22 protein-coding genes are annotated in these 25,956 nt (G+C 74.4%); 14 read left to right on the top strand and 8 right to left on the bottom strand.

What is annotated here, in order from left to right:
- Positions 1–163: 163 nt before the first annotated feature.
- Positions 164–1,765 carry an RNA polymerase sigma factor gene (locus ABZ807_RS12855; protein WP_357155978.1) on the bottom strand — a complete coding sequence of 534 codons (1,602 nt, stop codon included), beginning with the start codon at positions 1,763–1,765 and terminating at the stop codon, positions 164–166.
- 286 nt (positions 1,766–2,051) lie between these two features.
- On the opposite strand from ABZ807_RS12855, the gene ABZ807_RS12850 reads away from it, so the two are divergent.
- Entirely contained in the window at positions 2,052–2,870 is an 819-nt protein-coding gene (locus tag ABZ807_RS12850) for an inositol monophosphatase family protein (protein WP_357155975.1), read from the top strand.
- An 89-nt stretch (positions 2,871–2,959) separates the two neighbouring features.
- Here ABZ807_RS12850 and ABZ807_RS12845 read toward each other — a convergent pair whose 3' ends face one another.
- Positions 2,960–3,475, bottom strand: coding sequence for a LytR C-terminal domain-containing protein (locus ABZ807_RS12845; RefSeq protein ID WP_357156140.1), 516 nt, complete (start codon positions 3,473–3,475; stop codon positions 2,960–2,962).
- A 432-nt stretch (positions 3,476–3,907) separates the two neighbouring features.
- On the opposite strand from ABZ807_RS12845, the gene ABZ807_RS12840 reads away from it, so the two are divergent.
- Positions 3,908–4,204: a DUF4193 domain-containing protein gene (locus ABZ807_RS12840; RefSeq protein ID WP_046565779.1), complete on the top strand. Its 297-nt coding sequence runs from the start codon at positions 3,908–3,910 to the stop codon at positions 4,202–4,204.
- Between the two features lie 476 nt (positions 4,205–4,680).
- Complete coding sequence (locus ABZ807_RS12835) at positions 4,681–5,406, top strand: hypothetical protein (RefSeq protein ID WP_357156138.1); 726 nt, start codon at positions 4,681–4,683, stop codon at positions 5,404–5,406.
- Positions 5,407–5,409: 3 nt separating this feature from the next.
- On the opposite strand, the gene ABZ807_RS12830 is transcribed toward ABZ807_RS12835, so the two are convergent.
- Positions 5,410–5,904, bottom strand: coding sequence for a DUF3093 domain-containing protein (locus ABZ807_RS12830; RefSeq protein WP_357156135.1), 495 nt, complete (start codon positions 5,902–5,904; stop codon positions 5,410–5,412).
- A gap of 90 nt (positions 5,905–5,994) precedes the next feature.
- Between ABZ807_RS12830 and dut the strand changes: the two genes are divergently transcribed.
- The 4 genes from dut to ABZ807_RS12810 all read left to right on the top strand — a co-directional run bounded on the left by dut (position 5,995) and on the right by ABZ807_RS12810 (position 8,520).
- Positions 5,995–6,522 carry a dUTP diphosphatase gene (gene dut, locus ABZ807_RS12825; RefSeq protein ID WP_357155972.1) on the top strand — a complete coding sequence of 176 codons (528 nt, stop codon included), beginning with the start codon at positions 5,995–5,997 and terminating at the stop codon, positions 6,520–6,522.
- A 25-nt stretch (positions 6,523–6,547) separates the two neighbouring features.
- Positions 6,548–7,216: a DUF3710 domain-containing protein gene (locus ABZ807_RS12820; protein WP_357155969.1), complete on the top strand. Its 669-nt coding sequence runs from the start codon at positions 6,548–6,550 to the stop codon at positions 7,214–7,216.
- Positions 7,217–7,459: 243 nt separating this feature from the next.
- On the top strand, positions 7,460–7,840 hold the full coding sequence (locus ABZ807_RS12815; protein WP_357155966.1) for an OB-fold nucleic acid binding domain-containing protein: 381 nt from the start codon (positions 7,460–7,462) through the stop codon (positions 7,838–7,840).
- The gene (locus ABZ807_RS12810; RefSeq protein WP_357155962.1) at positions 7,837–8,520 is read left to right on the top strand and encodes a DUF3159 domain-containing protein; all 684 of its coding nucleotides are present in this window, start codon (positions 7,837–7,839) and stop codon (positions 8,518–8,520) included. Before ABZ807_RS12815 ends, ABZ807_RS12810 begins: the two co-directional genes overlap by 4 nt.
- A 72-nt stretch (positions 8,521–8,592) precedes the next feature.
- Here the strand turns inward: ABZ807_RS12810 and ABZ807_RS12805 are convergent, their stop codons facing one another.
- Together ABZ807_RS12805 and ABZ807_RS12800 are read right to left on the bottom strand one after the other, a co-directional pair.
- Positions 8,593–9,288, bottom strand: a complete 696-nt coding sequence (locus ABZ807_RS12805; RefSeq protein ID WP_357156132.1) for a TrkA family potassium uptake protein — start codon at positions 9,286–9,288, stop codon at positions 8,593–8,595.
- Positions 9,285–9,950: a TrkA family potassium uptake protein gene (locus ABZ807_RS12800; protein WP_357155958.1), complete on the bottom strand. Its 666-nt coding sequence runs from the start codon at positions 9,948–9,950 to the stop codon at positions 9,285–9,287. Before ABZ807_RS12800 ends, ABZ807_RS12805 begins: the two co-directional genes overlap by 4 nt.
- A 162-nt stretch (positions 9,951–10,112) precedes the next feature.
- Between ABZ807_RS12800 and ABZ807_RS12795 the strand changes: the two genes are divergently transcribed.
- From ABZ807_RS12795 to dxs, 3 genes are all read left to right on the top strand, one after another.
- Positions 10,113–12,185 (top strand): APC family permease, encoded by a 2,073-nt coding sequence (locus tag ABZ807_RS12795; protein WP_357155955.1) that lies wholly within the window; start codon positions 10,113–10,115, stop codon positions 12,183–12,185.
- Positions 12,182–13,447, top strand: coding sequence for a TRAM domain-containing protein (locus ABZ807_RS12790; RefSeq protein WP_357155951.1), 1,266 nt, complete (start codon positions 12,182–12,184; stop codon positions 13,445–13,447). The genes ABZ807_RS12795 and ABZ807_RS12790 overlap by 4 nt, the downstream gene beginning before the upstream one ends.
- Before the next feature lie 121 nt (positions 13,448–13,568).
- A complete protein-coding gene (dxs, locus tag ABZ807_RS12785; protein ID WP_357155947.1) occupies positions 13,569–15,518 on the top strand; it encodes a 1-deoxy-D-xylulose-5-phosphate synthase in 1,950 nt (649 codons plus the stop codon).
- Positions 15,519–15,988: 470 nt separating this feature from the next.
- Here dxs and ABZ807_RS12780 read toward each other — a convergent pair whose 3' ends face one another.
- Positions 15,989–17,134 (bottom strand): hypothetical protein, encoded by a 1,146-nt coding sequence (locus ABZ807_RS12780; RefSeq protein WP_357156128.1) that lies wholly within the window; start codon positions 17,132–17,134, stop codon positions 15,989–15,991.
- 198 nt (positions 17,135–17,332) lie between these two features.
- Between ABZ807_RS12780 and ABZ807_RS12775 the strand changes: the two genes are divergently transcribed.
- Complete coding sequence (locus tag ABZ807_RS12775; RefSeq protein WP_357155944.1) at positions 17,333–19,324, top strand: hypothetical protein; 1,992 nt, start codon at positions 17,333–17,335, stop codon at positions 19,322–19,324.
- A 42-nt stretch (positions 19,325–19,366) separates the two neighbouring features.
- On the opposite strand, the gene ABZ807_RS12770 is transcribed toward ABZ807_RS12775, so the two are convergent.
- The gene (locus ABZ807_RS12770) at positions 19,367–21,238 is read right to left on the bottom strand and encodes a hypothetical protein (protein ID WP_357156124.1); all 1,872 of its coding nucleotides are present in this window, start codon (positions 21,236–21,238) and stop codon (positions 19,367–19,369) included.
- A gap of 115 nt (positions 21,239–21,353) precedes the next feature.
- On the opposite strand from ABZ807_RS12770, the gene ABZ807_RS12765 reads away from it, so the two are divergent.
- Together ABZ807_RS12765 and ABZ807_RS12760 are read left to right on the top strand one after the other, a co-directional pair.
- Positions 21,354–22,652, top strand: a complete 1,299-nt coding sequence (locus tag ABZ807_RS12765) for a PQQ-binding-like beta-propeller repeat protein (RefSeq protein WP_357155941.1) — start codon at positions 21,354–21,356, stop codon at positions 22,650–22,652.
- Positions 22,649–23,923, top strand: coding sequence for a PQQ-binding-like beta-propeller repeat protein (locus ABZ807_RS12760; protein ID WP_357155938.1), 1,275 nt, complete (start codon positions 22,649–22,651; stop codon positions 23,921–23,923). The genes ABZ807_RS12765 and ABZ807_RS12760 overlap by 4 nt, the downstream gene beginning before the upstream one ends.
- Here the strand turns inward: ABZ807_RS12760 and ABZ807_RS12755 are convergent, their stop codons facing one another.
- Complete coding sequence (locus ABZ807_RS12755) at positions 23,924–25,141, bottom strand: peptidase C39 family protein (protein ID WP_357155935.1); 1,218 nt, start codon at positions 25,139–25,141, stop codon at positions 23,924–23,926.
- 130 nt (positions 25,142–25,271) lie between these two features.
- Here ABZ807_RS12755 and ABZ807_RS12750 point away from each other — a divergent pair, with 130 nt between their 5' ends.
- Positions 25,272–25,940 (top strand): response regulator transcription factor, encoded by a 669-nt coding sequence (locus tag ABZ807_RS12750; RefSeq protein WP_357155931.1) that lies wholly within the window; start codon positions 25,272–25,274, stop codon positions 25,938–25,940.
- Positions 25,941–25,956 lie beyond the last annotated feature (16 nt).

The raw sequence follows: 25,956 nt of genomic DNA, 5'->3' as shown, positions 1-25,956 counted from the left end.
TTCCCTGTGTGCCCGCAGGCGACCGAGGTCACACATGGTAGGGAGACAGTGTGCCGTGTGCCAAGGGTGCCACGTCAACGATCACAAACGGGCAACCGACGGATCACCTTTGAGTGTTCTACGGCTGGTGGTCAAACCGACACGGCTGGTTGACGTGAAGGGGTCAGTCCAGGTAGTCGCGGAGCACCTGGGAACGGGATGGGTGCCGCAGCTTGGACATGGTCTTGGACTCGATCTGCCGGATCCGCTCCCGGGTCACGCCGTACACCTGGCCGATCTCGTCCAGGGTGCGCGGCTGACCGTCGGTCAGGCCGAAGCGCAGGCGTACCACGCCCGCCTCACGCTCGGAGAGCGTCTGCAGCACCTGCTGGAGCTGGTCCTGCAGCAGCGAGAAGGAGACTGCGTCGACCGCGACGACGGCCTCCGAGTCCTCGATGAAGTCACCGAGCTGGCTGTCGCCCTCGTCACCGATGGTCTGGTCCAGCGAGATGGGCTCCCGGGCGTACTGCTGGATCTCCAGCACCTTCTCCGGTGTGATGTCCATCTCCTTGGCCAGCTCCTCCGGGGTGGGCTCGCGGCCCAGGTCCTGGAGCAGCTCGCGCTGTATCCGGCCGAGCTTGTTGATCACCTCGACCATGTGCACCGGGATGCGGATGGTGCGGGCCTGGTCGGCCATGGCCCGGGTGATCGCCTGCCGGATCCACCAGGTGGCGTACGTGGAGAACTTGTAGCCCTTGGTGTAGTCGAACTTCTCGACCGCGCGGATCAGACCGAGGTTGCCCTCCTGGATCAGGTCCAGGAAGGCCATGCCGCGGCCGGTGTAGCGCTTGGCCAGCGAGACGACCAGCCGGAGGTTGGCCTCCAGGAGGTGGTTCTTGGCGCGCTCGCCGTCGCGGGAGATCCAGCCCAGATCCCGCTGCATGTCGCGGGTGAGCTTCTCCTCGCCCTCGTCGGCCGCGCGCAGCCGCTCGGCGGCGTAGAGCCCGGCCTCGATCCGCTTGGCGAGCTCCACCTCCTGCTCCGCGTTGAGCAGCGGGACCTTGCCGATCTGCTTGAGGTACGCCCGGACGGAGTCGGCCGAGGCGGTCAGCTCGGCGTCGCGGCGCGCCTGCTTGAGCGCCTCGGACTCCTCGTCGTCCCACTCGAAGTCGTTGTCCGTGGCGGAGCTGGCCGCGTCCGCCTCGGCGGCCTTGGTCAGCTCGGCCGGCTCCTCGACCACCACGTCCTCGATCGCGGCCGCGAGTTCCTCGGGGTCGATGTCGCCCTCGGCGCCCTCGCCCTTGCCGGCAGCCTTGGTGGCCTTGCCGGCCGCAGCCACCGTCGCCTTGGTGGCGCGGGTGGACTTCGTCGCCTTGGCGGCCGGCGCGGCGGCCTTGGCGGCCACCTCGGCGGTGGTGGCGGCCTTGCGCGGCGCCGCCTTGCGCGGGGCGGGCGCCGGGGCCTCCTCGGCGGCGGGCGCCTGCTTGGGAGCGGGCGCGGCGGCCTTCTTGGTGGTCTTGGCGGTGGTGGCCCGGGAGGCTGGGGTGGCGGACCGGGCCGCGGCGACCCGGCGACGGGTGCTGGCCGAGCCGTCCACGACCACGGTCACCCCCGCCTCGGAGAGCGCCCGCAGGATCTTCTTGGCCTGGGCCGGGGTCACCTCAGCGGACTCGACGGTGCGCGCGAGCTGGGCCGACGTCAACTGGCCGCCGGCGCTCTGCGCGTGGGCGATCAGGGTGTCGGTGAGCGAGCGAACGTCGGCGCCGGTCTGGCGGGGTTCTGTCACGAATGACCTTCCGGAGGCGAAGAGCGAGCACGGCCGGGTCGTCCGGCGCAGTGTGGTGCACCGTGCTGGGCGTTGTCGTTGAGGGCCCCCGTGTCCCGGGCCGGCCGTCCGGCGGCGGTCCGTGGCGCGTGGGCAGGGTGAATTGTAACGCCGTCTGCGGCGATCATCCTGCGGCGCACGGCGCACCGGTGGCGGGGACCGCCGATTCGGCGCAGATATGGACTTTGTAAGGATGATACCCGCGCGCGCGGCGGACGTCGGCGATCGTGCGGGAAGGGGACGAACCATGACTCGTTCGGCGCCGGAGCCGGCCGAACTGCTCACGATCGCGATCGATGTCGCCCGGCAGGCCGCGGCCACCGCGCACCGGATGCGCGCCGAGGGCGTCTCGATCGCCGCCACCAAGAGCACCGTCACCGACGTGGTCACCGCCGCGGACCGCGCCGTCGAGCGGCAGGTCCTCGACGCGCTGCACCGGGTACGTCCCGACGACGCGGTCCTCGGCGAGGAGTACGGCGCCGGGCAGGCGGGCGGGGCGACCAGCGGGGTGCGCTGGATCGTCGACCCGATCGACGGCACCGTGAACTACCTCTACGGGCTGCCGTACTGCGCGGTGTCGCTGGCCGCCGAGGTCGACGGCGAGGTGGTCGCCGGGGTGGTGCGCAACGTGGTCACCGGCGAGGAGTGGACCGCCACCGCGGGCGGCGGCGCCTGGCGCGACGGCCGGCGGCTGCGCTGCTCCACCGAGGACGACCTGGGGCAGGCGCTGGTCGCCACCGGATTCGGCTACGACCCGGCGCGCCGCTCGCACCAGGCCCGGGTGGTCGCCGAACTGATCCCGTACGTCCGCGACATCCGCCGGCTCGGCGCCGCCGCGTTGGACCTCTGCCTGGCCGCCGAGGGACGGGTGGACGCCTACTACGAGAAGGGGCTGGCCGCCTGGGACCAGGCCGCCGGGGGCCTGGTGGCCGCCGAGGCGGGCCTGCGGGTCGCCGGGCTGCGAGGCATGTCGGCCGGCCCGGACCTGGTGATCGCCGCGCCGCCGGCGCTGTTCGCGCCGCTGCACGACCGGCTCGCCGACCTGGACGCCTCCGGCGGCCCCTGACCGCCCCGGACAGCGCGACGGCGGGGTCCCCCGGGGATCCCGCCGTCGCGGCAGGTCAGTCCGATCCGCCCGCCCGGCGGGCGGGGCGGTCACTTGTCGACCGGCATCGGGCAGGAGCCGGTCGGCGCCTCGGGCGCGCCCAGGTCGCCCAGGGACTGGTTGACCTCGGTGGTGGTGGCCAGCTGCTGGAAGCCGTTGCCCAGCACGACGTCGACGGTGTCGTCCTTGCGGTTGGCGTCGTAGTCGGTGTCGGCGTTGTCGAGGAAGTAGGCCCGCAGCAGGTGCGCCGAGCCGACGCCCTTGGGGCCGTAGCGCAGCACCGCCACCCCGTCGACGCCCTTCGGCGCGTTGCCCACCTTCTTCACCTGGAACTTGCGGTTGCGGAAGTCGTCGGCCACGTCCCCGGCCCGGCCCGCCTCGTCGCTGCCGTTCAAGACGTTGATCTTCACGTCCTTCTGCGCGCGCAGCCTGATGTCTGCGAGCGGCCAGCCCTCGGGGCAGCTCCCGGCCAGGCCCCCCTTGGCCTGTGTGTCCCGCACCATGGCGGCGACCACGAAGACCAGGGCGACGACCGCCAGCAGACCGACGACAACGAGTGCTCGCACTCGCGCAAAACTCATCTGGGCGCTCCCCGGACAGAGGTGGGTGGCGGCGGCCGCCGGCGGTCGGGCCGCCCCGGCGGCCGTCGAGTACGCCGCTGAGGTTAACGGTTGTCCGACCGTCGCGTGGAAACAGTCCGACATGCCGGCGCGTCACCCGGGAAGCGGGTACTACTACCCCTATCTTCGTGTCGCCTGAGTCACATTGGGAACAACTCGGGGTGCTGGGGCGTACATCTCAGCCACGAGGGCGGTATACATGCCTCGCCCAAGGGGGGTAAGGTTCCGCGCTCGCCGGGGGAGGCCCCTGGCGGTCTCGGCCCGAACGGCCGTCGGGTCGGGTGACCGACACAAAGGGTGGCCGGCCAGTGGGAACCGAAACAGCGTCGTCCGGCGTTAGCACCGGAAGCGACAACATCGATATGGGAGAGTGAACCGATGGCCACCGACTACGACGCCCCGCGTCGCGACGAGGTCGACCTCGGCGAGGACAGCCTGGAAGAGCTCAAGGCCCGGCGGGTCGACTCACAGTCGGGCGCCGTGGACGTCGACGAGGCCGAGGTGGCCGAGAGCTTCGAGCTGCCCGGCGCCGACCTGGCCGACGAGGAGCTGACCGTCAAGGTCCTGCCGATGCAGCAGGACGAGTTCCGCTGCGGCCGCTGCTTCCTGGTCCACCACCGCAGCCAGTTGGCGGTGGAGCGCAACGGCGAGCTGATCTGCCGCGAATGCGTCTGACCCCGACCCGTACACCGGCGGCGGCCTCCCCGGCGGGGCCGCCGCTGCCCGAGCTGCCGTGCGCGGGCAGCGGGGAGCTGTTTGACTCGTAACTGGCGGTCACCACGCCGACGGGAGCAGGGGAGGTCGGGCTCATGAGCGAACGCGACGAGCGGGCCGGCGGGCCGGCGGGGGACCCCGGGTCGCGCCCCGGCGGCGGGGCGGACGCCCCGACTCCGGCGCAGGCCACGACGCGCCCGCAGGCCGGTGCCACCCACTGCCCGGACGGCGCCGCCCCCGGCAGCCCGGACCACGGCGCCGTCCGTGCCCCGCAGCCCGGCCCGGCCGGTGCCGGCCCGGCGTCCGGCGGCCCGGCGTCCGGCGGTGCGGCGTCCGGCGGTGCGGCGCAACCCGCCGGCGGCACCGCCGGCGGGTCCTCCGTCGCGGCCGGCACCCAGGACCCGGCCGATCGGGCCGGTGACGAACTCGGCGCCACCGTGGCGGCGCTGACCGCCGACGACATCGAGCCGGCCCGCCGCCGCCAACTGCTCGCCCGGCTGGTCGGGCAGGCGCGTTCGCGCGGGATCGCCGACCTGTTCAAGCCGAAGGCCGCGCTGCGGTGGATGACCGACACGGTCTCCGACGTGGCGCCGCACGTACCGGTCCGGGACCTGGCCACGCTGCGCCGGCACTTCCCCGGGCTGGACGACGAGGCGCTGGCCGAGCGGCTGGTGCGCAACGCCGCCCGGGCCACCGCCGGAGTGGGCGCGGCCGGCGGCGGCGTCGCCGCCGTGGAGTGGACCGTCGCCCCGACGCTGCTGTCCGCGCCGGTGCTGCTGGCCGCCGAGACGGTCGCCGTGGTGGCGATCGAGCTGAAGCTGATCGGCGAGCTGCACGAGGTCTACCACGTGCCGCTGCCCGCCGGCGGCAGCCAGCGGGCGATCGGCCTGGTGCAGTCCTGGGCCAGCCAGCGGGGGATCAACCCGATGATGCCCGGGGTGGGCGTCGCCGCGGTGCTCGGCACCGCGGCCCGCAAGGAGCTGCGGGACACCCTGCTCAAGCGGTTCGGGCGCAACCTGACCACGCTGGGCCCGTTCCTCACCGGCGCCGCCGTGGCCAGCTACCTCAACCGCCGGGCCACCCGGAACCTCGCCGACGAGCTCCGCCGGGACCTGCGCCGGCAGGGCGGGGCGCTGCCCGGCGGCTGGCGCGCCCGGCCCTGATCGTCAAGCCGCGTCGCGGGCGGCCATGATCGCGCGGGCCAGCTCGACCGGGTGGCGGGTGCTCACCACCCAGAACGGGGTCGGGTCGGCGGGGTCGTGGAGCACCACCTGCACCGCGCCGCCGATCCAGGGCCGCTGCACCACGAAGGCGAGCGGGTCCGCCCCCACGCCGAGGACCTCGCGCCGCCCGGCCGCGTCCAACGGGACCGCGTCCGCCACGTACCGCACCGGCAGGTGGGCATCGTCCACGAACAGCTCGCCGTCGCGGACCGCGACCCGGACCCGGCCCAGCCACCACAGCCCGGCCGCGGTCGCCGGCGGGAGCACCACGAAGGGCAGCCAGGCCCGCACCCCGGACGCGCCCATCCACACCTCGGCGGCCAGCAGCCCGGACAGGAGCAGCCCGGCCAGCCAGAGCCACCAGGGCAGACTCAGCCGTTCGGAGTGCTCCGCGACCGCCGCGGTGCGCGGGGCTGGCGACGACGGGGAAGGCGACACGCTCACACCTGCGAGGGTACGGCGCGGCGCGGCCGTCCGACCCGGCAGGATGGCAGGGCCACCCCGCGAATCCGACGGAAGAGGAGCACCGTGACCCACGTCGTACCCGTGCCCGTGCGGCAGTTCGACCCGGAGCTGCCGCTGCCCGCGTACGCCCATCCCGGTGACGCCGGCGCCGACCTGGTGGCCGCCGCGGACGTCGAGCTGCCCCCCGGCGGCCGGGCCCTGGTCCCGACCGGGGTGGCGCTGGCGCTGCCGGAGGGGTACGTCGGCCTGGTGCACCCGCGCTCCGGCCTGGCCGCCAGGCTCGGCGTGACGGTGCTCAACGCGCCCGGTACGGTCGACGCCGGTTACCGGGGTGAGATCCTGGTCAACCTGATCAACCATGATCGGGACACGCCGGCGAAGATCTCCCGTGGCGATCGCATCGCACAGCTCGTTGTCCAGCGGGTGGAGCGGGTCGACTTCCAGCCGGTGGCCGAGCTGCCCGGGTCGCGGCGCGGGGCGGGCGGGCACGGCTCGACCGGTGGACACGCCGGTCTGGTGCCGCCGCCCGCAGCCGGTCGACGGGAAGATCCCGACCGGGCGGGCGGACAGACGGAAGAGGTGGCAGGGTGAGTGCGAACAGCGGAGGGTGGGCGCAGTGATCTTCAGCCGGAAGCGGGCCGAGGGCGGGCGGGGTGCCCGTGACGAGCGGGCCGCCGAGGTCCTCGACTCGTACGACGCCGAGCCGACGGGCCCGTCGCGCGGCCCCTACGACAGCTCGGAGGCGCCGGACGATGTGCAGCGGCTCGACCTGGGCAGCCTGCAGATCCCGGCGGTGCCCGGCGTCGAGGTGCGGGTGCAGGCCGACCCGCAGGGCGTGATCCAGCAGGTCGTGCTGGTGCACGGGGAGAACGCCCTCCAGCTCGGGGTCTTCGCCGCGCCCAGGTCGGAGGGCATCTGGGACGAGGTGCGCGAGGAGATCCGCCAGTCCCTGTCCGCCGACGGCGCCGCCGCCCAGGAGGTCGACGGCGAGTACGGCCCCGAGCTGCACGCCCAGGTGCGTACCCCGGACGGACTGACGGATCTGCGCTTCGTCGGTGTCGACGGGCCGCGCTGGATGGTCCGCGGGGTCTACCAGGGCGCCGTCGCCACCGACCCGGCTGCGGCCGGGCCGCTGGCGCAGTGCCTCGACGGCCTGGTCGTCGACCGGGGGCAGGAGGCGAAGCCGGTGCGCGAGCCGCTGCCGCTGCGGCTGCCCCGCGAGGTCGCCGAGCAGGCCGCGGAGGGGGACGGCGGCGCTCCGGCGCCCGCCCCGCGCGAGGCCTGACCAGCACGGGAACCACCTCTCACCGGGCCCGGCACCGTCCCTCGACGGAGCCGGGCCCGATGCCGTGTCCCGCCGGTCACGGCCCGTTCCGCGCGCCCGGGCGGGCCCGCCCGGCGTCCCCGCGGACGCCGGACCCGCTGGGCGGGCCGGTTCGGCGTACGCTGGCGGGACGGTTTCCGGCATCTCGGGGCCGGGCCAGTGCCGGCGCGGGCCGGTCAGCGTGGAGAGGGTGACGCGGAGGTCATGACGACCGACGAGGGCCGGGTGTCGCTGCGGCGCATCCTGCGGCGGTTCACCGCGAGCGAGGCCGAGATCGAGGCGCAGGAGCTGCAACGGGAGAGCGCCGAGTCCGGCGGGACCCCGGCCCGGCAGTGCATGCGCGGCCAGCTGGTCTCGGTCGCCGGTCGGCTCCGCACGGTGGTCTACACCCCGCGGACCAACCTGCCCACCCTGGAGGCGGACCTCTACGACGGCAGTGACGTGGTGACCCTCGTCTGGCTGGGCCGGCGGCACATCGTCGGCATCGAGCCCGGCCGGCACCTCACCGCCCGCGGCCGGGTGGCCGTCCGGGACGACCGCAAGGTCATCTACAACCCGTACTACGAGCTGGAGTCGCCGAAGTGACGACGGGACAGTCCCCGGCCACCGAGCCGCAGACGCCTCCGGAGGACGACGAGCGGCTGCCCAGCCTCGCCGAGCAGATGGCCGACCAGCTCGGCGGCTGGCGGGGCCTGGTCGAGTCCAGCGTCCCCGTGGTGATCTTCGTGCTGGCCAACATCGTGGGCGAGCTGCGGCCCGCGGTGATCGCCTCGGTCGGGGTGGCGGTGCTGATCGCCGTCGCCCGGCTGGCCCAGCGGCGCCCGGTCCGGCACGCGGTCAACGGGCTCGTCGGCATCGGCATCGGCGCCTCCATCGCCTGGCGCACCGGCGACGAGCGGGACTTCTACCTCCCCGGCATCCTCTACGGCATCGGCTACGGGGTGGCCCTGCTGATCTCGGCGGCGATCCGCCAGCCCCTGGTCGGCTGGATCTGGTCGGTGCTGGTCGCCAAGGGGCGCGCCGAGTGGCGCGACGACCCTCGGCTGGTCCGCACCTTCACCCAGCTCACCGTGCTCTGGGGTGTGGTCTGGCTGGCCAAGGTCGGGGTGCAGGCCGGGCTCTACCTGGCCCACCAGGACACCGCGCTGGGCGTGGCCCGGCTGGCGCTGGGCTATCCGCCGTACGCGCTGCTGCTGCTGATCACGGTCTGGACGGTCCGCCGGGTGACCCAGCAGGCCGCGCCGCAGCCGCTGCCGGGCGGCTGACCCCGCCCGGCTCACCTCGCGGTGGCCACCCGGCCCGACCCGCCGGCGGCAGGTCGCCGCCCCCGGCCGGCTTCAGGCGTTGCCGCGGGTCCGCTCGACGCTGTCCGGGCCGAGGATCACCGCGCGGACGTCGTCCTCCACCTCGGCGGTGCACACGAAGATCAGCTCGTCGCCAGCCTCGATCGGGTCGTCCGGGCTGGGCACCAGCACCCGCTTCCCGCGCAGGATCGCCACCAGCGCGGCGTCCCGGGGGATCGGCACGGTGTGTATCGGGTGGCCCACGTAGGGCGCGGTCGGCGGCAGGGTGATCTCGACCAGGTTCGCCTCGCCCTGCCGGAAGGTCATCAGCCGGACCAGGTCGCCGACGGTGACCGCCTCCTCGACCAGCGCGGCCATCACCCGCGGCTTGCTGACCGCCACGTCGACGCCCCACTGCTCGGTGAAGAGCCACTCGTTCTCAGCCCGGTTGACCCGGGCGACCACCCGGGGCACCGCGAACTCGGTCTTGGCCAGCAGCGAGACCACCAGGTTGACCTTGTCGTCACCGGTCGCCGCGACGACCACGTCGCAGCCCGCGACGTTGGCCTCTTCCAGGCTGGTCAGCTCGCAGGCGTCGGCCAGCACCCAGTCGGCGGCGGGCACCCGGTCCGGCCGGAGCATCTTGGGCTGGCGCTCGATCAGCATCACCTGGTGGCCGTTGTCGATCAGCTCCTGGGCGATCGAACGGCCCACGTTGCCGGCGCCGGCGATGGCGATCCGCATGCTCAGAGCCCTCCTTCGGGCGGCGAAGCGGCCACCGCGGTGACCGAGGCGGCTATGTCGTCGGTGACCAGCACGTAGAGCTGGTCACCCTCCTGCACCACCGTGGAGGCGGTGGGCAGGGTGCCGATGCCGAAGCGGGTGAGGTACGCCACCCGCGTGCCGGCCGCCTCCTCCAGCTGGTGCAGCGGCCGCCCGACCCACTCCCTGTGCACCGGCACCTCGACGATCGAGACGGTGCTGGTGGGGTCGCGGAAGATCTCGACGTTGCCCTCGGGGACCAGGTGCCGCAGCATCCGGTCGGCGGTCCACCGGACGGTGGCCACGGTGGGAATGCCGAGCCGCTCGTAGACCTGGGCCCGGCGCTGGTCGTAGATGCGGGCGGCGACCCGGGAGACGCCGAACGTCTCGCGGGCCAGCCGGGCCGAGATGATGTTGGAGTTGTCGCCGCTGGAGACCGCGGCGAAGGCGTCCGCGCGCTCGATGCCGGCCTGACGCAGCACCTCGCCGTCGAAACCGGCGCCGGTGACGGTGATGCCGGCGAAATCGGGCCCGAGGCGGCGGAACGCGTCGGCGTCCTGGTCGATCACCGCCACGGAGTGTCCCCGGGACTCCAGGCTGTGGGCGAGGGTCGAGCCGACCCGGCCACAGCCCATGATCACGACATGCACGGTGCCCCTCCCAACGGTGCCGCCCGTCGGCGACGACGGCGTCCCCTGCGAGCGTGCCACGTCCGCCCGGCCGACGGAGGACCGACCGTACCGTGCCGGCGCGCGGGGTGGTGATCAGGCACCCCCGGCGGGCGGCGTGCGTTGGCCGTACCCTTAGCGCTTGTGGCAAGTCCCACCTCGCTGCTGAAGCGACTCCTCGTCGGTCGGCCCTTCCGGTCCGACCGGCTCCAGCACACCCTCCTCCCGAAGCGCATCGCCCTGCCGGTCTTCGCCTCCGACGCCCTCTCCAGCGTCGCGTACGCCCCCGACGAGATCCTGCTGACGCTCTCCATCGCCGGGGCGTCGGCGTACGTCTTCTCCCCGTGGATCGGGCTCGCGGTGGTCGTGGTGATGCTCACCGTGGTGGCCAGCTACCGGCAGAACGTGCACGCGTACCCGTCGGGTGGCGGTGACTACGAGGTGGCCACGGTCAACCTCGGGCCGCGGGCCGGGGTGGCGGTGGCCAGTGCGCTGATGGTCGACTACGTGCTCACCGTCGCGGTGTCGGTCTCCTCCGGGGTGGCCAACCTCGGCTCGGTGCTGCCCTTCGTGAACGCCCACAAGGTGCTGATCGCCGTGCTCGCGGTGACGGTGCTCACCGCGATGAACCTGCGGGGTCTGCGCGAGTCGGGCACGGCCTTCGCGATCCCCACCTACGGCTTCATCATCGTGATGGTCGGGATGATCCTCACCGGGCTGGTGCGGGTGTTCGTGCTCGGCGACGACCTGCGCGCGCCCAGCGCCGGCCTGGTGATCCAGGCCGAGCACAGCGTGACCGGGTTCGCCCTGGTCTTCCTGCTGCTGCGCACCTTCTCCTCGGGCTGCGCCGCGCTCACCGGTGTGGAGGCCATCTCCAACGGCGTGCCCGCGTTCAAGGCGCCGAAGAGCCGCAACGCGGCGACCACCCTGCTGCTGCTCGGCACCATCGCGGTCGCCATGCTGGTCGGCATCATCTGGCTCTCCCGCCTGACCGGCCTGCAGTTCGTCGAGGACCCGGGGACGCAGATCCTCTCCGGCCCGGACGGGTACGTGCAGAAGACCGTCACCACCCAGCTCGGCGAGACCGTCTTCGGCAACGGCTCGGTGCTGCTCTACCTGGTCGCCGGGGTGACCGCGCTGATCCTCTTCCTGGCCGCGAACACCGCGTTCAACGGCTTCCCGGTGCTCGGCTCGATCCTGGCCCAGGACCGCTACCTGCCCCGGCAGCTGCACACCCGGGGCGACCGGCTGGCCTTCTCCAACGGCATCGTCTTCCTCGCCGCCTTCGCCATCGTGCTGATCGTCGGCTTCCAGGCCGAGGTGACCCGGCTGATCCAGCTCTACATCGTCGGGGTGTTCGTCTCCTTCACGCTCTCCCAGGCCGGCATGATCCGGCACTGGAACCGGCACCTGCGCCACGAGCGGGACCCGGAGGCGCGGCGGCGGATGATCCGGTCCCGGGCGATCAACGGCTTCGGCATGGTGCTGACCGGCACCGTCCTGGTCATCGTGCTGGTCACCAAGTTCCTGCTCGGCGCGTGGATCGCGATCGCCGCGATGGCGGTGATCTACCTGCTGATGCTCGCCATCCGCCGGCACTACGACCGGGTCGCCGCCGAGCTCGAGCCGACCGAGGTCCGGGGTGTGCTGCCCGCCCGCAACCACGCCATCGTGCTGGTCAGCAAGCTGCACCAGCCGACCCTGCGGGCCATCGCGTACGCCCGGGCCACCCGGCCGGACACGCTCACCGCGGTGACGGTGAACGTCGACGAGAAGGACACCCGGCAGCTCCAGGCTGAGTGGGAACAGCGCGAGCTGCCCGTCCCGCTCACCGTGGTCGACTCGCCGTACCGGGAGATCACCCGGCCGATCCTCAACTTCGTCGCCTCCACCCGCCGGGAGTCGCCCCGCGACGTGGTCACCGTCTTCATCCCCGAGTACGTCGTCGGGCGCTGGTGGGAACACCTGCTGCACAACCAGAGCGCGCTGCGACTCAAGGGGCGGCTGCTCTTCGAGCCGGGCGTGATGGTGACCAGCGTGCCCTGGCAGCTCGCCTCGACCGCCAGCAAGGACCTGGACCGGCTCGACGCCACGCTGAGCCGTACCCCGGCCCGCGGGCCCCGGGTGGCCCCGCGCAGCACCCTGTCGCCGAGCGCGCCGCCGGTGGTCCCCGCCCCGCCCGGCGAGAGCGGCCCGTCGACCGAGGTGCGCCCGTGACCGCCGTGAAACGCGAGACCAGTGGCGCCGAAGAGCGGCGCGGGTTGGAGGAGGCCGAGCGGGTCGAGCTGACCGTCGGCGCGGTCGCCCCCGGCGGGCACTGCGTGGCCCGAGTCGACGGGCAGGTCGTCTTCGTCCGGCACGCGCTGCCCGGCGAGCGGGTGGTGGCCGAGGTGACCGAGCTGCACAAGGGCTTCGCCCGCGCCGACGCGATCGAGATCCTGACCGCCTCCCCGGACCGGGTCGAGCCGCCCTGCCCGTACGCGAAGCCTGGCCGCTGCGGTGGTTGTGACCTGCAACACGTCGCGCCCGCCGCCCAACTGGCCTGGAAGACCGCGGTGGTGCGCGAGCAGCTCACCCGCCTGGGCGGGCTCACCGAGGCCGAGGTGGACGCGCTCGGGGTGGCCGTCGAGGCGCTGCCCGGCGGGCCGCTCGACTGGCGCTCCCGGGTCCGGTACGCCGTCGACGCCGCCGGCCGGGCCGGGCTGCTCAAGCACCGCTCGCACGAGGTCGTCCCGATCGACCGCTGCCTGATCGCCCACCCGGCGATCCGGGAGCTGCCGGTGCTCGCCCCGTCGGGCGCGCGCTGGCCGGACGCCGAGGCGGTCGAGACCGTCGCCTCCACCGGCGGGGACGTCAGCGTCGCCACCGTCACCGACGGGGCGGCCACCGGGGTCAGCGGGCCGGGGACCGTCCGCGAGGTGGCCGCCGGCCGGGACTGGACGCTGCCCGCCGCCGGCTTCTGGCAGGTCCACCCGGCGGCCGCCGACACCCTCGTCGGGGCGGTCCTCGACCTGCTCGACCCGCGTCCCGGCGAGTCCGCCTGGGACCTGTACGGCGGGGCCGGGCTCTTCGCCGCAGCCCTCGCCGGCCGGGTCGGCCCGCAGGCCCGGATCACCCTGGTCGAGTCCTCCGCGCAGGGGGTCGCCGCCGCCCGGGAGAACCTGGCCGACCTGCCCCGGGTGGAGGTGGTCGCCGCCCGGGTGGAGACCGCGCTGGCCCGCCGCCGGGTCACCGGCCCGGTCGACCTGGTGGTGCTCGACCCGCCCCGCTCCGGCGTGGGCGCGCCCGTGGTGCGGGCCGTGGCCGCCGCCGGGCCGCGCGCCGTCGCGTACGTGGCCTGCGACCCGGCCGCCTTCGCCCGGGACGTGCGCACCTTCACCGGGCTGGGCTGGCGGCTGGCCGCGCTGCGCGGGTACGACCTGTTCCCGATGACCCAGCACGTGGAGCTGGTCGGGTTGCTCCTGCCGCCCGCCGAGTGACTGGCCTGACCGGTTGATGTCCGGCACCGGCGGCTGGTCGTCGACCGGTGAACCTGGGGGCCAGCTGGGACGATCCACGGCCGAGCTGCGGTGCGGCGGGCGGCCGATAGACTCTCTCGTCATGAGTGTTGAAGAGGGCACGGCCAACCACGGTCGGCTGCTGGGCACCGTCCGGGGTCCGCAGGACGTGAAGCGGATGACGGCCGAGCAGCTGGACATCCTCGCCGCCGAGATCCGTGACTTTCTGATCGCCAAGGTCTCCCGCACCGGCGGGCACGTCGGGCCCAACCTGGGTGTGGTGGAGCTGACCCTGGCCATGCACCGGGTCTTCGACTCCCCGCGCGACCGGCTGCTGTTCGACACCGGCCACCAGTCGTACGTGCACAAGATCCTCACCGGGCGGCAGGACGGCTTCGACAAGCTGCGCCAGCGCGGTGGGCTCTCCGGCTACCCGAGCCAGGCCGAGAGCGAGCACGACCTGATCGAGAACTCGCACGCCTCCACCGCCCTGTCGTACGCCGACGGGCTGGCCAAGGCGTACGCCCTGCGTGGCGAGCAGCGCAGCGTGGTCGCCGTGGTCGGCGACGGCGCGCTCACCGGCGGCATGTGCTGGGAGGCGCTGAACAACATCGCCACCGCCGGCAACCCCCTCGTCATCGTGGTCAACGACAACGGTCGGTCATACTCCCCGACCATCGGCGGCCTCGCCGACCACCTCTCCTCGCTGCGGCTCAGCCCCGGCTACGAGAAGGTCCTCGACACGGTCAAGGACGCCCTCGGCTCCACCCCGCTGGTCGGCAAGCCGATGTACGAGGTGCTGCACGCGGTCAAGAAGGGCATCAAGGACGCGGTCGCCCCGCAGGCGATGTTCGAGGACCTCGGCATCAAGTACGTCGGCCCGGTCGACGGGCACGACATCGTCGCGGTCGAGTCGTCGCTGCGCGCCGCGAAGAACTTCGGCGGCCCGGTGATCGTGCACGCGGTCACCCGCAAGGGCTACGGTTACCGCCCGGCCGAGGAGGACGAGGCGGACTGCCTGCACGGCCCCGGCGCCTTCGACGCGGAGACCGGCAAGCTGCTCGCCGCCCCATCGGTGAAGTGGACCCAGGTCTTCGCCGAGGAGTTGGTGGCGATCGCCGACGAGCGGCCCGACGTGGTCGGCATCACCGCCGCCATGGCCGAGCCCACCGGCATCGCCACCCTGGCCGGCAAGCACCCCGAGCGGGTGTACGACGTCGGCATCGCCGAGCAGCACGCCGCCACCTCGGCGGCCGGCCTGGCGATGGGCGGGCTGCACCCGGTGGTGGCGGTCTACGCGACCTTCCTCAACCGCGCCTTCGACCAGGTCCTGCTGGACGTGGCGATGCACAAGCTGCCGGTGACTTTCGTGCTGGACCGGGCCGGCATCACCGGCCCGGACGGGCCGAGCCACTACGGCATCTGGGACATGTCGGTCTTCGGGGTGGTGCCGGGCCTGCGGATCGCCGCGCCCCGGGACGCCGGCAGCCTCCGCGAGGAGTTGCGCGAGGCGATCGCCGTCGACGACGGCCCGACCATCCTCCGCTTCCCGACCGGCACCGTGGCCGCCGACCTGCCGGCCGTACGCCGGGTCGGCACGGTCGACGTGCTGGCCGAGTCGGCGCGTACCGACGTGCTGCTGGTCGCGGTCGGCTCCTTCGGCCAGCTCGGCATGGAGGTCGCCGCCCGCCTCGCCGAGCAGGGCTACGGCGTGACCGTGGTCGATCCGCGCTGGGTACGCCCGGTCCCGGCCGAACTTGTCGAGCTGGCCGCCGGGCACCGGCTCGTGGTCACCGTCGAGGACGGCGTCCGGGTCGGCGGCGTCGGCGACGCGCTCGCCCAGGCGATGCGGGACGCCGACGTCCGGGTGCCGCTGCGCGACCTCGGCGTGCCCGCCGACTGGCACCCGCACGGCACCCGCGCGCAGATCCTCACCGACCTGCGGCTGACCGCGCAGGACGTGGCGCGGGACGTCACCGGCTGGATCTCCGGCCTGGACGCCCAGCCGGTAGAGCCGGTCCGGCTGCCGGCCGGCGAGGCCAGCCACAACTGAGATACGCCCCGGCAGACGGGCGGTCCGGGCACCGGGGCCGCCCATCGGCGCGTCTCCGGGTTCGGTTCGAGCTGGTCACCCGGGGTTCGAGCTGGTCACCCGGGGTTCGAGCTGATCGGTCGGGTTCGCGAGCCCGTCCGGTCGAGGCCGCTGCCGGAAGCCGGCAGGGGGCTGCCGGTCCCTCTGGAGCTGATGTCGTAAACGAATCAGGGGCCGGGGGACCCGGCGGACCCGGGGGAAGCGACGGGCCCCGCGTGCCCACCGCCGGGTAGCGGCACGGCGCCGGCCGGGACGGCAGCCGCAACGCGAATCCTGCTGAGTCGTCTGCGTCATCAGCTCGACAGCGCCTGAGCACCCACCACCGCTCCGGGCAGAGCCGGCGGTCCCCACCCGTCGTTGGGGGCCTGCCCTGACGGCACGTGGCCAGTCCGCCGCGGTGGGACTTCCGGGCGGCCGTACCCACCGGCGGGTCAGCGGCCGCCGACGGAGCGGTAGTGGGTCTTCTCCCCACCGGCCAGGCTGAAGGTCTGCTTCGCGCTCGGCATCGGCACCACCGCCAGGCCGGGGCGGTCCACCAGCCGGGGGGTGCCCGGCGGCACCGAGAGCGAGGCGTCGCGGTTGCCCCGCCAGGTCAGCACCACCAGCGGCTGCCCGGGCACCGGCAGCACGTACGTCTGCAGGGGGTCGGACCGGTCGGCCGGGGAGACCACCGGGGCGCCGCCGTCGGCGGGGCGGTAGACCACCGCGGTCATCGTGCCGGCGTCCGTCTCCCAGGTCAGCTGCTCCAGGTCGCCCGGGTCGCCGCCGCCCAGCGCCATCTCGCCGATCGCCCGGACGGCCACCTTCTCCATCGGCCACGACTCCGGGGCCGAGCGGGGCGCGTCCCGGTCGCCGATGCGGCGCGGGACGCTGCCGAAGGGGCCCCGCTCGTCGGCGAGCACGCAGGTGTCCAGCCCGGCCAGGGCCCGGCGGCCGGAGCCGGTCTCGTCCCGCACCAGCGGGTAGCGGGGATCGGCGGTGGCGGTGCCGAGGTCGAGCAGCCGCTCGGCGGCGCGACCCCGCGGCAGCGACTCGGTGGCCCGCAGCGTCGCGGTGACCGGCACCGCCGCGCAGGCCGGCACGGTGACCCGGCGGCTCAGCCCGTCGGCGAGCACCAGCGCCCGGCCGTCCGGCCCGAGCAGGCGCTCCACCCGGCCGGAGGCAAGGTAGCGGCGGCCGTCGGCCAGCTGCACCGGCAGGACGTCGGCGTAGGCGAGGTAGCCGGGGTCGGGGTACTCGCTGGCCCGGGTGATCGCGTACCGGCCGCCGTCGCCGGTGAGCTGGAGCAGCCAGGACGCGCCCTCGCCGGGCACGTCGGCGGCGACCAGGGCCAGCGGCGCGCCATCGACCTCGCCGGACCAGAGAATGCCGGAGGAGGGCAGGTGGACCCGGTCGTCGATCGGCGACCGCCAGGCGCGCACCGCCTCGGTCACCGCCCTCGTCGCGGTGGCGTCCCCGGCGAGCGGGCCGCGCGGCGGCCAGACCGGCAGGGTGCCGTCCAAGCTGTCGTAGCCGACCCGCAGCTCGCGGGCCGACCGGTCGACGACCGGGCCGCAGGCGGTCACGGCCAGCACCATGGTGAGCAGTGCGGTGGCCCTCGTGCCGCGGCGGCGGACTGAAGCCACCTGTACGCCCTCCGATCGCGTCGCCGTCGTTGTCGGAAGCACACATGGTACGCAACCGTCGGGAAGCGCTTCACAGCCCTGTCCGGCGGTCACAAGGGACAGCAGCATGAATTTCGGGCTATTCTCCGGCTCCGGTAGACTCCGCCGACTGTGACGTCTGTCGAGCCCCGTGGCGCCTCCGCACTGGACCCCGACGCCTTTACGGGCTCCGCCCGCGGCGCCACGGCGACCGCGACGGCGCCCCCGGCGCCGGTCTTCGACGCACCGCCGGTGGCCGCGCCGGCTCCGGCGGCAGCGCCGGCCCGGACAGCGCCGGCCGTCAACCCGCCGGCGCAGCGCGTACCCGCAGAGCGCCCGGCGGCGGCGGACCGCGCCGGCGCGGCGGCGCCCGCGCGGCGGTGGCGCTGGACGCCCCGGCGCAAGGACCTCGCCGTCTACGGGATCTTCCTGCTCGTCGCGCTCTGGGTGACCAGCCAGCTCTGGGTCGACCCGGCCGGCCGGGTCGCCGCGCTCTACAGCAGCGACCCCGCCCAGGTGCAGTTCTTCCTCGCCCACTCGGTACGCGTGGTGCTGCACGGGGAATTCCCGTTCTTCACCGACCAGTTCAACTACCCCGACGGCGTCAACCTGATGGCCAACACGGCGGTGCTGGCGCTGGGCATCCCGATGGTGCCGGTCACCCTGCTCTTCGGACCGGCCGTGTCGTTCGTGCTGCTGGTCACCCTCGGCCTCGCCGGCACGGCCGCCGGCTGGTACCACGTGTTCTCCCGGCACCTGGTCCGCCGGCGGCTGGCCGCTGCGGTGGGCGCCTGGTTCTGCGGGTTCTCACCGGCGATGCTCTCGCACGCCAACTGGCACCCGAACATCATCTCGCAGTTCCTGCTGCCGTTCATCGTCTGGCGGGTGATGGTGCTGACCCGCTCCACCCGGCCGGTGCGCGACGGCCTGCTGCTGGCCGTGCTGGTCACCGCGCAGGCGTTCATCAACGAGGAGATCCTGCTCTTCACCGCGCTGGCCTGCGGCGTCTTCCTGGCCGCGATGGTGGCGCATCGGCCGGCGCTGTGGTCGGCGGCCTGGCGTCCCCTCGCCAAGGGGCTGCCGGTCTGCGCGGTGGTGGCGGGCGCGCTGCTGGCGTACCCGCTCCACATCCAGTTCGCCGGGCCGATGGCGTACCACGGGCTCAGCGACGCGGTCCGCGACTACGGCAACGACATCGCCGCCTTCTTCGCCCCCGGCTCGCCGACCTTCGGCGGCAACGAGCGGGCGAACGTCAACCTGGCCCCGAACTACTCCGAGGAAAACGCCTTCTTCGGCTGGAGCCTGTCGCTGCTCGCGGTCGGCATCGTGGTCTGGCTGCGCCGCGAGGTGCTGGTCCGGGCGCTCGCCGCGACCGGGTTCTTCTTCGCCGTGCTCTCCCTCGGCGAGCGGGTGTCCTGGTGGGACCAGGACCTCTTCACCGGCCCGTGGGACCTGCTGGTCCGGCTGCCGCTGCTCGACGCGGTGGTGCCGACCCGGTTCGCCCTGATCACCAGCGTGGTGATCGGCATGCTGTTGGCGCTGGCCGTGCAGCGGGCCTGGACGCTGCGCGGCGCCGAGTGGCGGCACGCGAAGACGGTCACCGTCGCCGCCCTGGTGCTCGCGCTGCTGCCGATCGTGCCGATGCCGTTGCAGGTGACCTCCCGCCCGCCCGTGCCGACCTTCATCACCGCCGACCGCTGGCGGCAGTACGTCGGCCCGGACCAGACCCTGGTGCCGGTGCCCGTGCCGAGCATGGGCAACACGAACGGGATGCGGTGGGCCGCCTCCACCAACCTCGACTTCAAGATCCCCGGTGGCTACTTCCTCGCCCCGCGCAACGGCAACACCGGCGACCCGGGCCGCTTCGGCGGCCGGCCCAGTGGCATCGGCGAGCTGCTCGGCGAGGTCGCCAGCACCGGGCGTATGCCCAAACTCGACGACCGGCAGCGCCGTCGCTGCCTGGACGAGCTGCGCCACTGGAACGCCGCGGTCATGGTGCTGCCGGCGCACCAGCAGCACGCCGAACCGCTGCGGCGCACCGTCGAACAGCTGGTCGGCCCCGGGAAGCGGGAGCTGGACGTCTGGGTGTGGGACGTCCGGCCGCTGACCGCCCGTACCGCCTGAGGCCCCGCCTGCGGCCGGACCGTTCCCGGCCCGGGGCTGCAGTCAGCCGACCAGCGGGCGCACGTCCCAGAGCCACACGTCGTCGACCCGCTGCGGCGGCCCGATCAGGCCGGTCATCAGCTCGCGCAGCACCGCCTCGCGCGGGTGGGCGCCGAGCACCACCACCGAGGCCTTCCAGTAGCGCAGGTCCTCGACCGCCTGGCGGCGGTTCTCCTCGGTCAGCGCCGGCACCGCGCCGGTGTCCATGGTGGAGTAGATCAGGGTGCTGGTGGGCCGGTTCGGCGCGCCGAAGACGCCCTGGCCGTCCAGGTTGGGCCCGATGAAGTAGCCGCCCGGCACCGGGAACTCATGCCCGGTCAGCGCACTCCAGCGCAGCGTGGGCAGGCCGTGCACGTTGCTCGGGATCGGCACCGGCACCAGGGTCCGGCCAGCCGGGACGTACGGGCGCCAGCCGCCGGCGGTGATGAAGTGCGGCGGCGCGTCCACCGGCTGCGCCGGCAGCGGGCGCGGGAACAGCGGCAGCACGGCGAGCGTGATCGCCGCGTACCCGACCGGCCGGACCCAGCGCCGCCGGGCCGGCGTGGCGGTCCTCGCCGCCGTGCCGACCTCGTCGGCCGCCGCGCGGGGCGCGGGGACCAGACTGCGGCCGTGGCTCGCCGCCGCGTCCCAGGCGAGCGCGAGCAGGACGCCGACCGCCGCCGTCACCACCAGGGCGAGCCGGGTCGGCATCATCATCTCCACCAGCGGCAGGTCGTCCGAGAGGTACGCCCACGGGCCGTCGACCGCCGTCTCCACGCCGTCGAAGCGCACCTTCGGGCCGATCGCGGCGACGGTGAAGACCACCACCAGCACGCCGGCGATCCGGGCCGGCAGCGAGCGGCGCCAGAGCAGCACCAGGGCGGCCAGCGCCACCAGCACCAGCGGCCAGCCGAACCAGGTGTTCTGCTCGGTCAGGCCGATGGTCTTCTCCACCGCCTCGTCGCCGGCGACGGTGTCCCGGGCGAAGGTGACGAAGGCCACCAGGTCCTCGCCCCAGTTGTGGAACACCCCGCCCTGCAGGCCCCGGTAGGACTGCGGGCCGTTGAACTGATACCAGATCGGGTAGGCGGTCAGCAGCAGGGCCAGCCCGCCGCCGAGGCCCAGCGCGGCCAGGAAAGCGCCCGCCCGGGCCCGCGCCGCGCGGGGCCGCTGTGCCACGTACGCCAGCACCACCACCAGGCAGGCCAGCGCGGTGAGCAGCAGCATCTCCTCGTTGATGAAGATCTGGTACGCCACCAGCAGCCCCAGCACGATCCCGTCGCGCCGCCACCGGCCCGGCTCGCCGAGGCGCAGCACCCGGGCCACGATCACCGGCAGCAGGAAGTTGGAGACGAAGTTCGGCTGCCCGTTGGCGTGGTGCACGATGCCCGGCGCGAAGCCGAGGAAGGCGCCGCCGACGAAGGCCGCCGCGCGCGAGCGCACCAGGTGGCGCGACAGCATCCAGTACGAGGTGGCCGCGGTCGCGGCGAGCGCGCCGCCCAGGTAGAGCGCGTACGTCACCTGTGGACCGAACAGGAGGGTGACCGGCGCGAGCGGCAGGGTCATGCCCAACAGTGAGGTGTTGGCCATCATGTTCACCCCGTCCGGGGCGTTCTGCCGGGCGCTGAACAGCGGGTTCTCCAGGTGCCGCACCGAGTACGCGCCGTGCTGGAAGAGCCACTCGAACCAGCTGTGGTCGGTCGGCAGGTGCGACGAGACCCGGTGCTGCACGTCCACCCAGTAGGTCAGGCACACGAAAACGCCGTGCACCACATAGGCTGCGATGGCCAGGATGTCGGCCCGGCTCGGGCGCCGACGGGGCCGCCGTGTCGGATCGGCCGCGACGGGCTCGACCGCGTCGGGCGCGGACGTCGGGTTCAACGAGGGGTCTACCACCGGCACAGCCACGACGGGCCATCGTACAGGCGATGACGGGTGGCATCCGCCGGGCCGGTGGGCGTTCCGCGGGGTGCGCCGGGGGCCGGCAGGCGGCGGTCGGGGGAGGTCGGGCGTGGCGCTCATCGATCTGGGGGACGTCCGGGAGGAGTCCGGGCCCGAGCCGGGCCTTCGTGCGCCGCGCGCCGTCGGGCGGCCGGCGCGGGTGGCGGCCGCACTTGTGCTCACCCTCGTCTCGCTGGCCGGGGCCGCGCCGGCGGCGCAGCCGACCAGCTTCACCGTCCCGGCCGGGCCCGCCACGACGGCCTTCCTGCAGGACGACCGGTTGTTCCTGATGGAGCCGATGGACGCCCCGGCCGGGCGGGACGGGCAGTTGACCGCGTACGCCGTGCCGGCGGCGGGAAACGGCCCGCTCGCCCCACTGTGGCGTGCGCCGCTGCCGGTCACCCGTCCCGACGGGGGAGTCTACGTCCGGGGCGACCTGGTGGTGGTCACCGGCGGTTCGTTCGAGGACGGGCCGCGCCGTGCCTTCGCCTTCGACCTGGACACCGGCCGACTCCGCTGGCAGTGGCGGGGTGACGTCCTACCGGCCGGACCGGACCTGCTCGTCCTGGACCTCGTCGGGGAGGAGTCCGGCACGGCCAGCTCCGTCGACGCGGCCACCGGCCAGGTCCGCTGGTCGGTGCCGACGCCGGAGGAGGCGACCAGCTACCGCGTCCGCGCCGACGGGATCGACCGGATCGTGGTCAGCCGCTCCTCGGGGCAGGTCGAGGTCTGGGACGCCCGCAGCGGGGCGCGGCTGCGCAGCGCGAACGTCCGCCCCGGCGAGCTGCCCGTCCACCACCGGGCGCAGCCGGTCGACGACCTGCTGCTGGTGGTCCGGGACAATGCCGCCCTGGTTACCGCGTACGGGCTGGACGGGCTGGACCGCCGCTGGGAGATCCGGCTGGGACTGGTGGCGTACGTCAACGCCTGCGGGCCGCTGCTCTGCGCGTACGGGCAGACCGGCGGGATGTGGGCGCTCGACCCGGCCACCGGGGCTGTCCGGTGGCGCGTCACCCGCTGGCGCGCGGCGCTGACCGAGCAGGACGGCCGGATGCTGGTCGCCGGCCCGGCCGCCGACGGGCAGGACTCCTTCGCGGTCCTCGACACGGCCACCGGCCGGGTCGTCGCCGACCTGGGCACGTGGACCCTGGCCGGCGGGTATCCGGCCGAAGGCCCGCTGATCGGGGTGCGGCCCGCCGGCGGCGACCGGCTGCTCGTCGCCGAACTGGACACCGCCGGCGGCCGGATTCGCGCCCTCGACGTGCTCGCCGGGGTCGCCGGGGTCGCCGGCGACTGCCAGGCCGGCGCCCGACTGCTGGCCTGCCGCCGGGGCGCCGGCGCCTACGGGGTCTGGCGGCTGGACCGGTGAGCGTCATCGACCTGGGCGAGCTGGGCCGTGCCGCCGAACCGGTCCGGCCGTCGCGACCGCCCCGGCCGGTCGGCCGCCCGCTGCGCCTCGCGCTGGTCGCGCTGCTGGCCCTGCTGAGCCTGGCCGGGGCGGCGCCCGGGTCGCCGCAGCCCGCCCGGTTGGCCGTGCCGGCCGGGCCCGAGCCCGGTCACCTCGTCGCCGGTGACCTGCTCGTCCTCGCCGTGCCGACCTCCGCCTCGTCGGGGACGGTGCAGGAACTCACCGCCGTGGGGCTCGCGGACGGGCGGACCCGGTGGCGGTCGCCGCTGCCCGTCGGGCACCTATCGGTGCTGGCCGAGGTGGGCGGGGGCGTGGTGGTGACCTCCGATTCGGGCGGCGACCCGGTGTCGGCGTTGCTCGACCGGGCCAGCGGGCGGGTGCGGTGGCGCCAGCCCGGTTTCGCGGTCCCGACCGGTGACGGTGGACTGCTGCTGGAGGACGGGGCGCCCGAGCGGATCGCCGTACGGGGCGTGGACGTGGGCTCCGGGGCGACCCGCTGGTCGGTCGCCATCGGCCGGGGCACCCTCGGCTACCGCTACGACGACCAGGGGATCGCGCAGATCGTGCTGGTCACCCACTCCGGCCGGGTCGAGGTGCGGGACCCGGACACGGGCCGGCTGGCGGTGGCCTTCCGGGTCCCACCGGCGCGCGGCCCCGCCCACGACACCACGCGGGTCGCCGGCGACATGCTGCTCGTCGACGGTGATCAGGGCCAGCTCGCCGGCTACGACCTCGACACCGGGAGCCTGCGCTGGCAGGTGCCGTTCGACCCAGCCACCTCCTTCGCCCGGGCCTGCGGTGACGCGATCTGCCTGGAGCAGCCACCCGGGGTCCGGGTGCTCGACCCGACCACCGGGCGGCTGCGCTGGGCCGACGACCGGTGGCGCCCCGCCTGGCTGGTCGACGGCAGCCTGCTGGCGATCAGCTACGACCGGGAGCGGGAGAGCTTCGGGCTGCTCGACCCCGCCACCGGTCGGGTGCTCACCGCGCTGGGGCCGTGGCAGCTGGTCGGCTCGGAGGTGTGGGGTGGGCGGCTGGTCGAGCGACCGCTGCTGGTGACCCGTGCGGTCTCCGGCGGCCGGCAGCTCCTGGGCGACCTGGACGTCGGCACCGGCGAGGTGCGGATCCGCGACGTGCTGCCCGGCGGCTGGGCGTTCTGCTCGCACCGGGGGCGCACCCTCGTCTGCTGGCGCTCGAACGGGGAATTCGGGGTGTGGCGGCTCGGCGGCTGATCACCAGTTCGGCTGGGCGGGCGGCACGGGCAGCGGCACCGACGCCGGACGGATCACGTACGCCGCTCCGCCGCTGCCGTCCTGCCAGGCCGCCTCGAACCGCGCCCGGTCCACCCTCCGGCGCACCGACCCGTCGTCCGGGGCGTACGGGTCGTTGAGCACCGGGTCGCCGGCGTCGGTGAAGCCGACCAGCACCATCAGGTGCCCGCGGGTGTCGTAGTCCAGCCCGGGCACCTCGCCGGCGCGGAACGCCGCGGAGACCACCAGCGGCACCCCGGCGGCCACGAACGCCTCCGCCTCGGCCAGCGAGCGCAGCCGGGTGACGAACGCCTCCATCCCGTGCAGCCCGGCGTACGCGGTGTTGAACGCCCAGTTGCCGGCCCCGGCGTACGCGTGGTCGTAGCAGTGCCGGGCGGCGTGCACCACCACCGGGCGGGGGCCGGGCGGCTGCACCCAGGCGTACCGGTCGGGCGCCGGCGCGGCGCCCCAGAAGGCCAGCACCATGGAGGTGCAGGTGGGGCTGCACCAGGAGTCCCCGCCACCGCCCCAGCGCGACTCGCCCCCGGCGTGCCGGCGCTGCGAGTAGCGCGGCACGTCCAGCACGACGCCCAGGGCGCCCGCCGCGCCCGCTGTCAGCCCGTCGGCCCCGCGCGCCAGCCCGGCCGTCGAGCCGCCCGCCGGCCCGGAGGCGACCGCGCCGACCGTGCCCAGCACCGGGCCGGCCGTCGCGCCCGCCGGGCGCAGCAGAGTCACCCGGACCTGCCACCCGGTCACCGTGGCCGCCCCGACCACCAGCGTGTCGGTGTCCACCCGGGCGTCCGGGTCGCGCTGCCCCGGCACCGAGGTACGCCGTACCGTCTCCTCGCCCTCGCCCTCGCCCTCGCCCTCGCCCTCGGCCCAGCGGGCCAGCGCGTACCAGCCGGTGGCCGGGGCGTCCCCGTGCCAGCCGCGCAGCTCCACCTCGATCCAGCAGCCCGGCGGCGTCCGCGCCGTCCACGAGGGCACCACCTCGCAGACGGCGAAACCGGCCGGCACCGGGGGAGAGGTCCAGCTGCCGGCCTGGTACGTCGCGCCGTCGTGCTCCCGCCGGTCGACCGGGTCGGCCAGCTCCAGCCCGGTGGCCGTCGCCCGCACCCCCACGCCGGTGCCGAGGTGCGTGTCGACGGCGAGGCGGAAGCCCCGGTAGGCGATGTCCCGCCCGGAAGGTGTTGCGGTCACGGCCCGTCCCCCTGTGGATCAGCGCCGAAAGCATCCCGTACCCCGGAGGTCTTCTGCAACGGCCGGCGGCCGGCGACGCCGGTTTGGCGGCCGGCACTAGGTTGTCGGTCAGGTCGGCGAGGAGGTTGGGATGCGGGTGCTGGTGGTCGAGGACGAGCGGAATCTCGCCGACGCGATCGCGCGTGGGCTGCGCAAGCGCGGCATGGCGGTCGACGTGGCGTACGACGGAGACGCCGGCCACGAGGCCGCCTTCGTCACCCGGTACGACGTGGTGGTCCTCGACCGGGACCTGCCCGGCGTGCACGGCGACCAGATCTGCGCCGACCTGGCCGCATCCGGCACCCTGACCCGGGTGCTGATGCTGACCGCCAGCGACAGCGTCGCCGACCGGGTGGAGGGGCTGGGCCTCGGCGCCGACGACTACCTGCCCAAGCCGTTCGCCTTCGATGAGCTGGTCGCCCGGGTGCAGGCGCTCGGCCGGCGGGCCACCCCGGCCGCCCCGCCGGTGCTGGAGGTGGGCGACGTGGTGATCGACCCGGCCCGCCGGGTGGTCACCCGGGGCGGGTCGCCGGTCGACCTGACCAACAAGGAGCTCGGCGTCCTCTGCGAGCTGGTCAAGGCGCGCGGCGCGGTGGTCTCCAGCGAGGAGCTGCTGGAACGGGTCTGGGACGCCAACACCGACCCCTTCACCACCATCGTCCGGGTCACCGTGATGACCCTGCGCAAGAAGCTCGGCGACCCACCGCTGATCGAAACGGTCGTCGGCGCCGGCTACCGGACCGCCGAGGTGGCGGTGTGAGCGCGAGGAGTGAGCC

Origin of the sequence: Micromonospora sp. NPDC047548, assembly GCF_040642975.1 — a bacterium.
Lineage (GTDB): Bacteria > Actinomycetota > Actinomycetes > Mycobacteriales > Micromonosporaceae > Micromonospora.
Note: the sequence above shows the minus strand (reverse complement) of the source record. Positions and strands in the feature narration are given on the sequence as shown.

What these genes read in the sequence shown, in the direction of transcription:
- ABZ807_RS12850 (WP_357155975.1), top strand. Translation starts at nt 2,052, where the DNA reads ATGACTCGTTCGGCGCCGGAGCCGGCCGAACTGCTCACGATCGCGATC.
- ABZ807_RS12840 (WP_046565779.1), top strand. Translation starts at nt 3,908, where the DNA reads ATGGCCACCGACTACGACGCCCCGCGTCGCGACGAGGTCGACCTCGGC.
- ABZ807_RS12815 (WP_357155966.1), top strand. Translation starts at nt 7,460, where the DNA reads ATGACGACCGACGAGGGCCGGGTGTCGCTGCGGCGCATCCTGCGGCGG.
- dxs (WP_357155947.1), top strand. Translation starts at nt 13,569, where the DNA reads ATGAGTGTTGAAGAGGGCACGGCCAACCACGGTCGGCTGCTGGGCACC.
- ABZ807_RS12780 (WP_357156128.1), bottom strand. Translation starts at nt 17,134, where the DNA reads ATGGTGCTGGCCGTGACCGCCTGCGGCCCGGTCGTCGACCGGTCGGCC.
- ABZ807_RS12750 (WP_357155931.1), top strand. Translation starts at nt 25,272, where the DNA reads ATGCGGGTGCTGGTGGTCGAGGACGAGCGGAATCTCGCCGACGCGATC.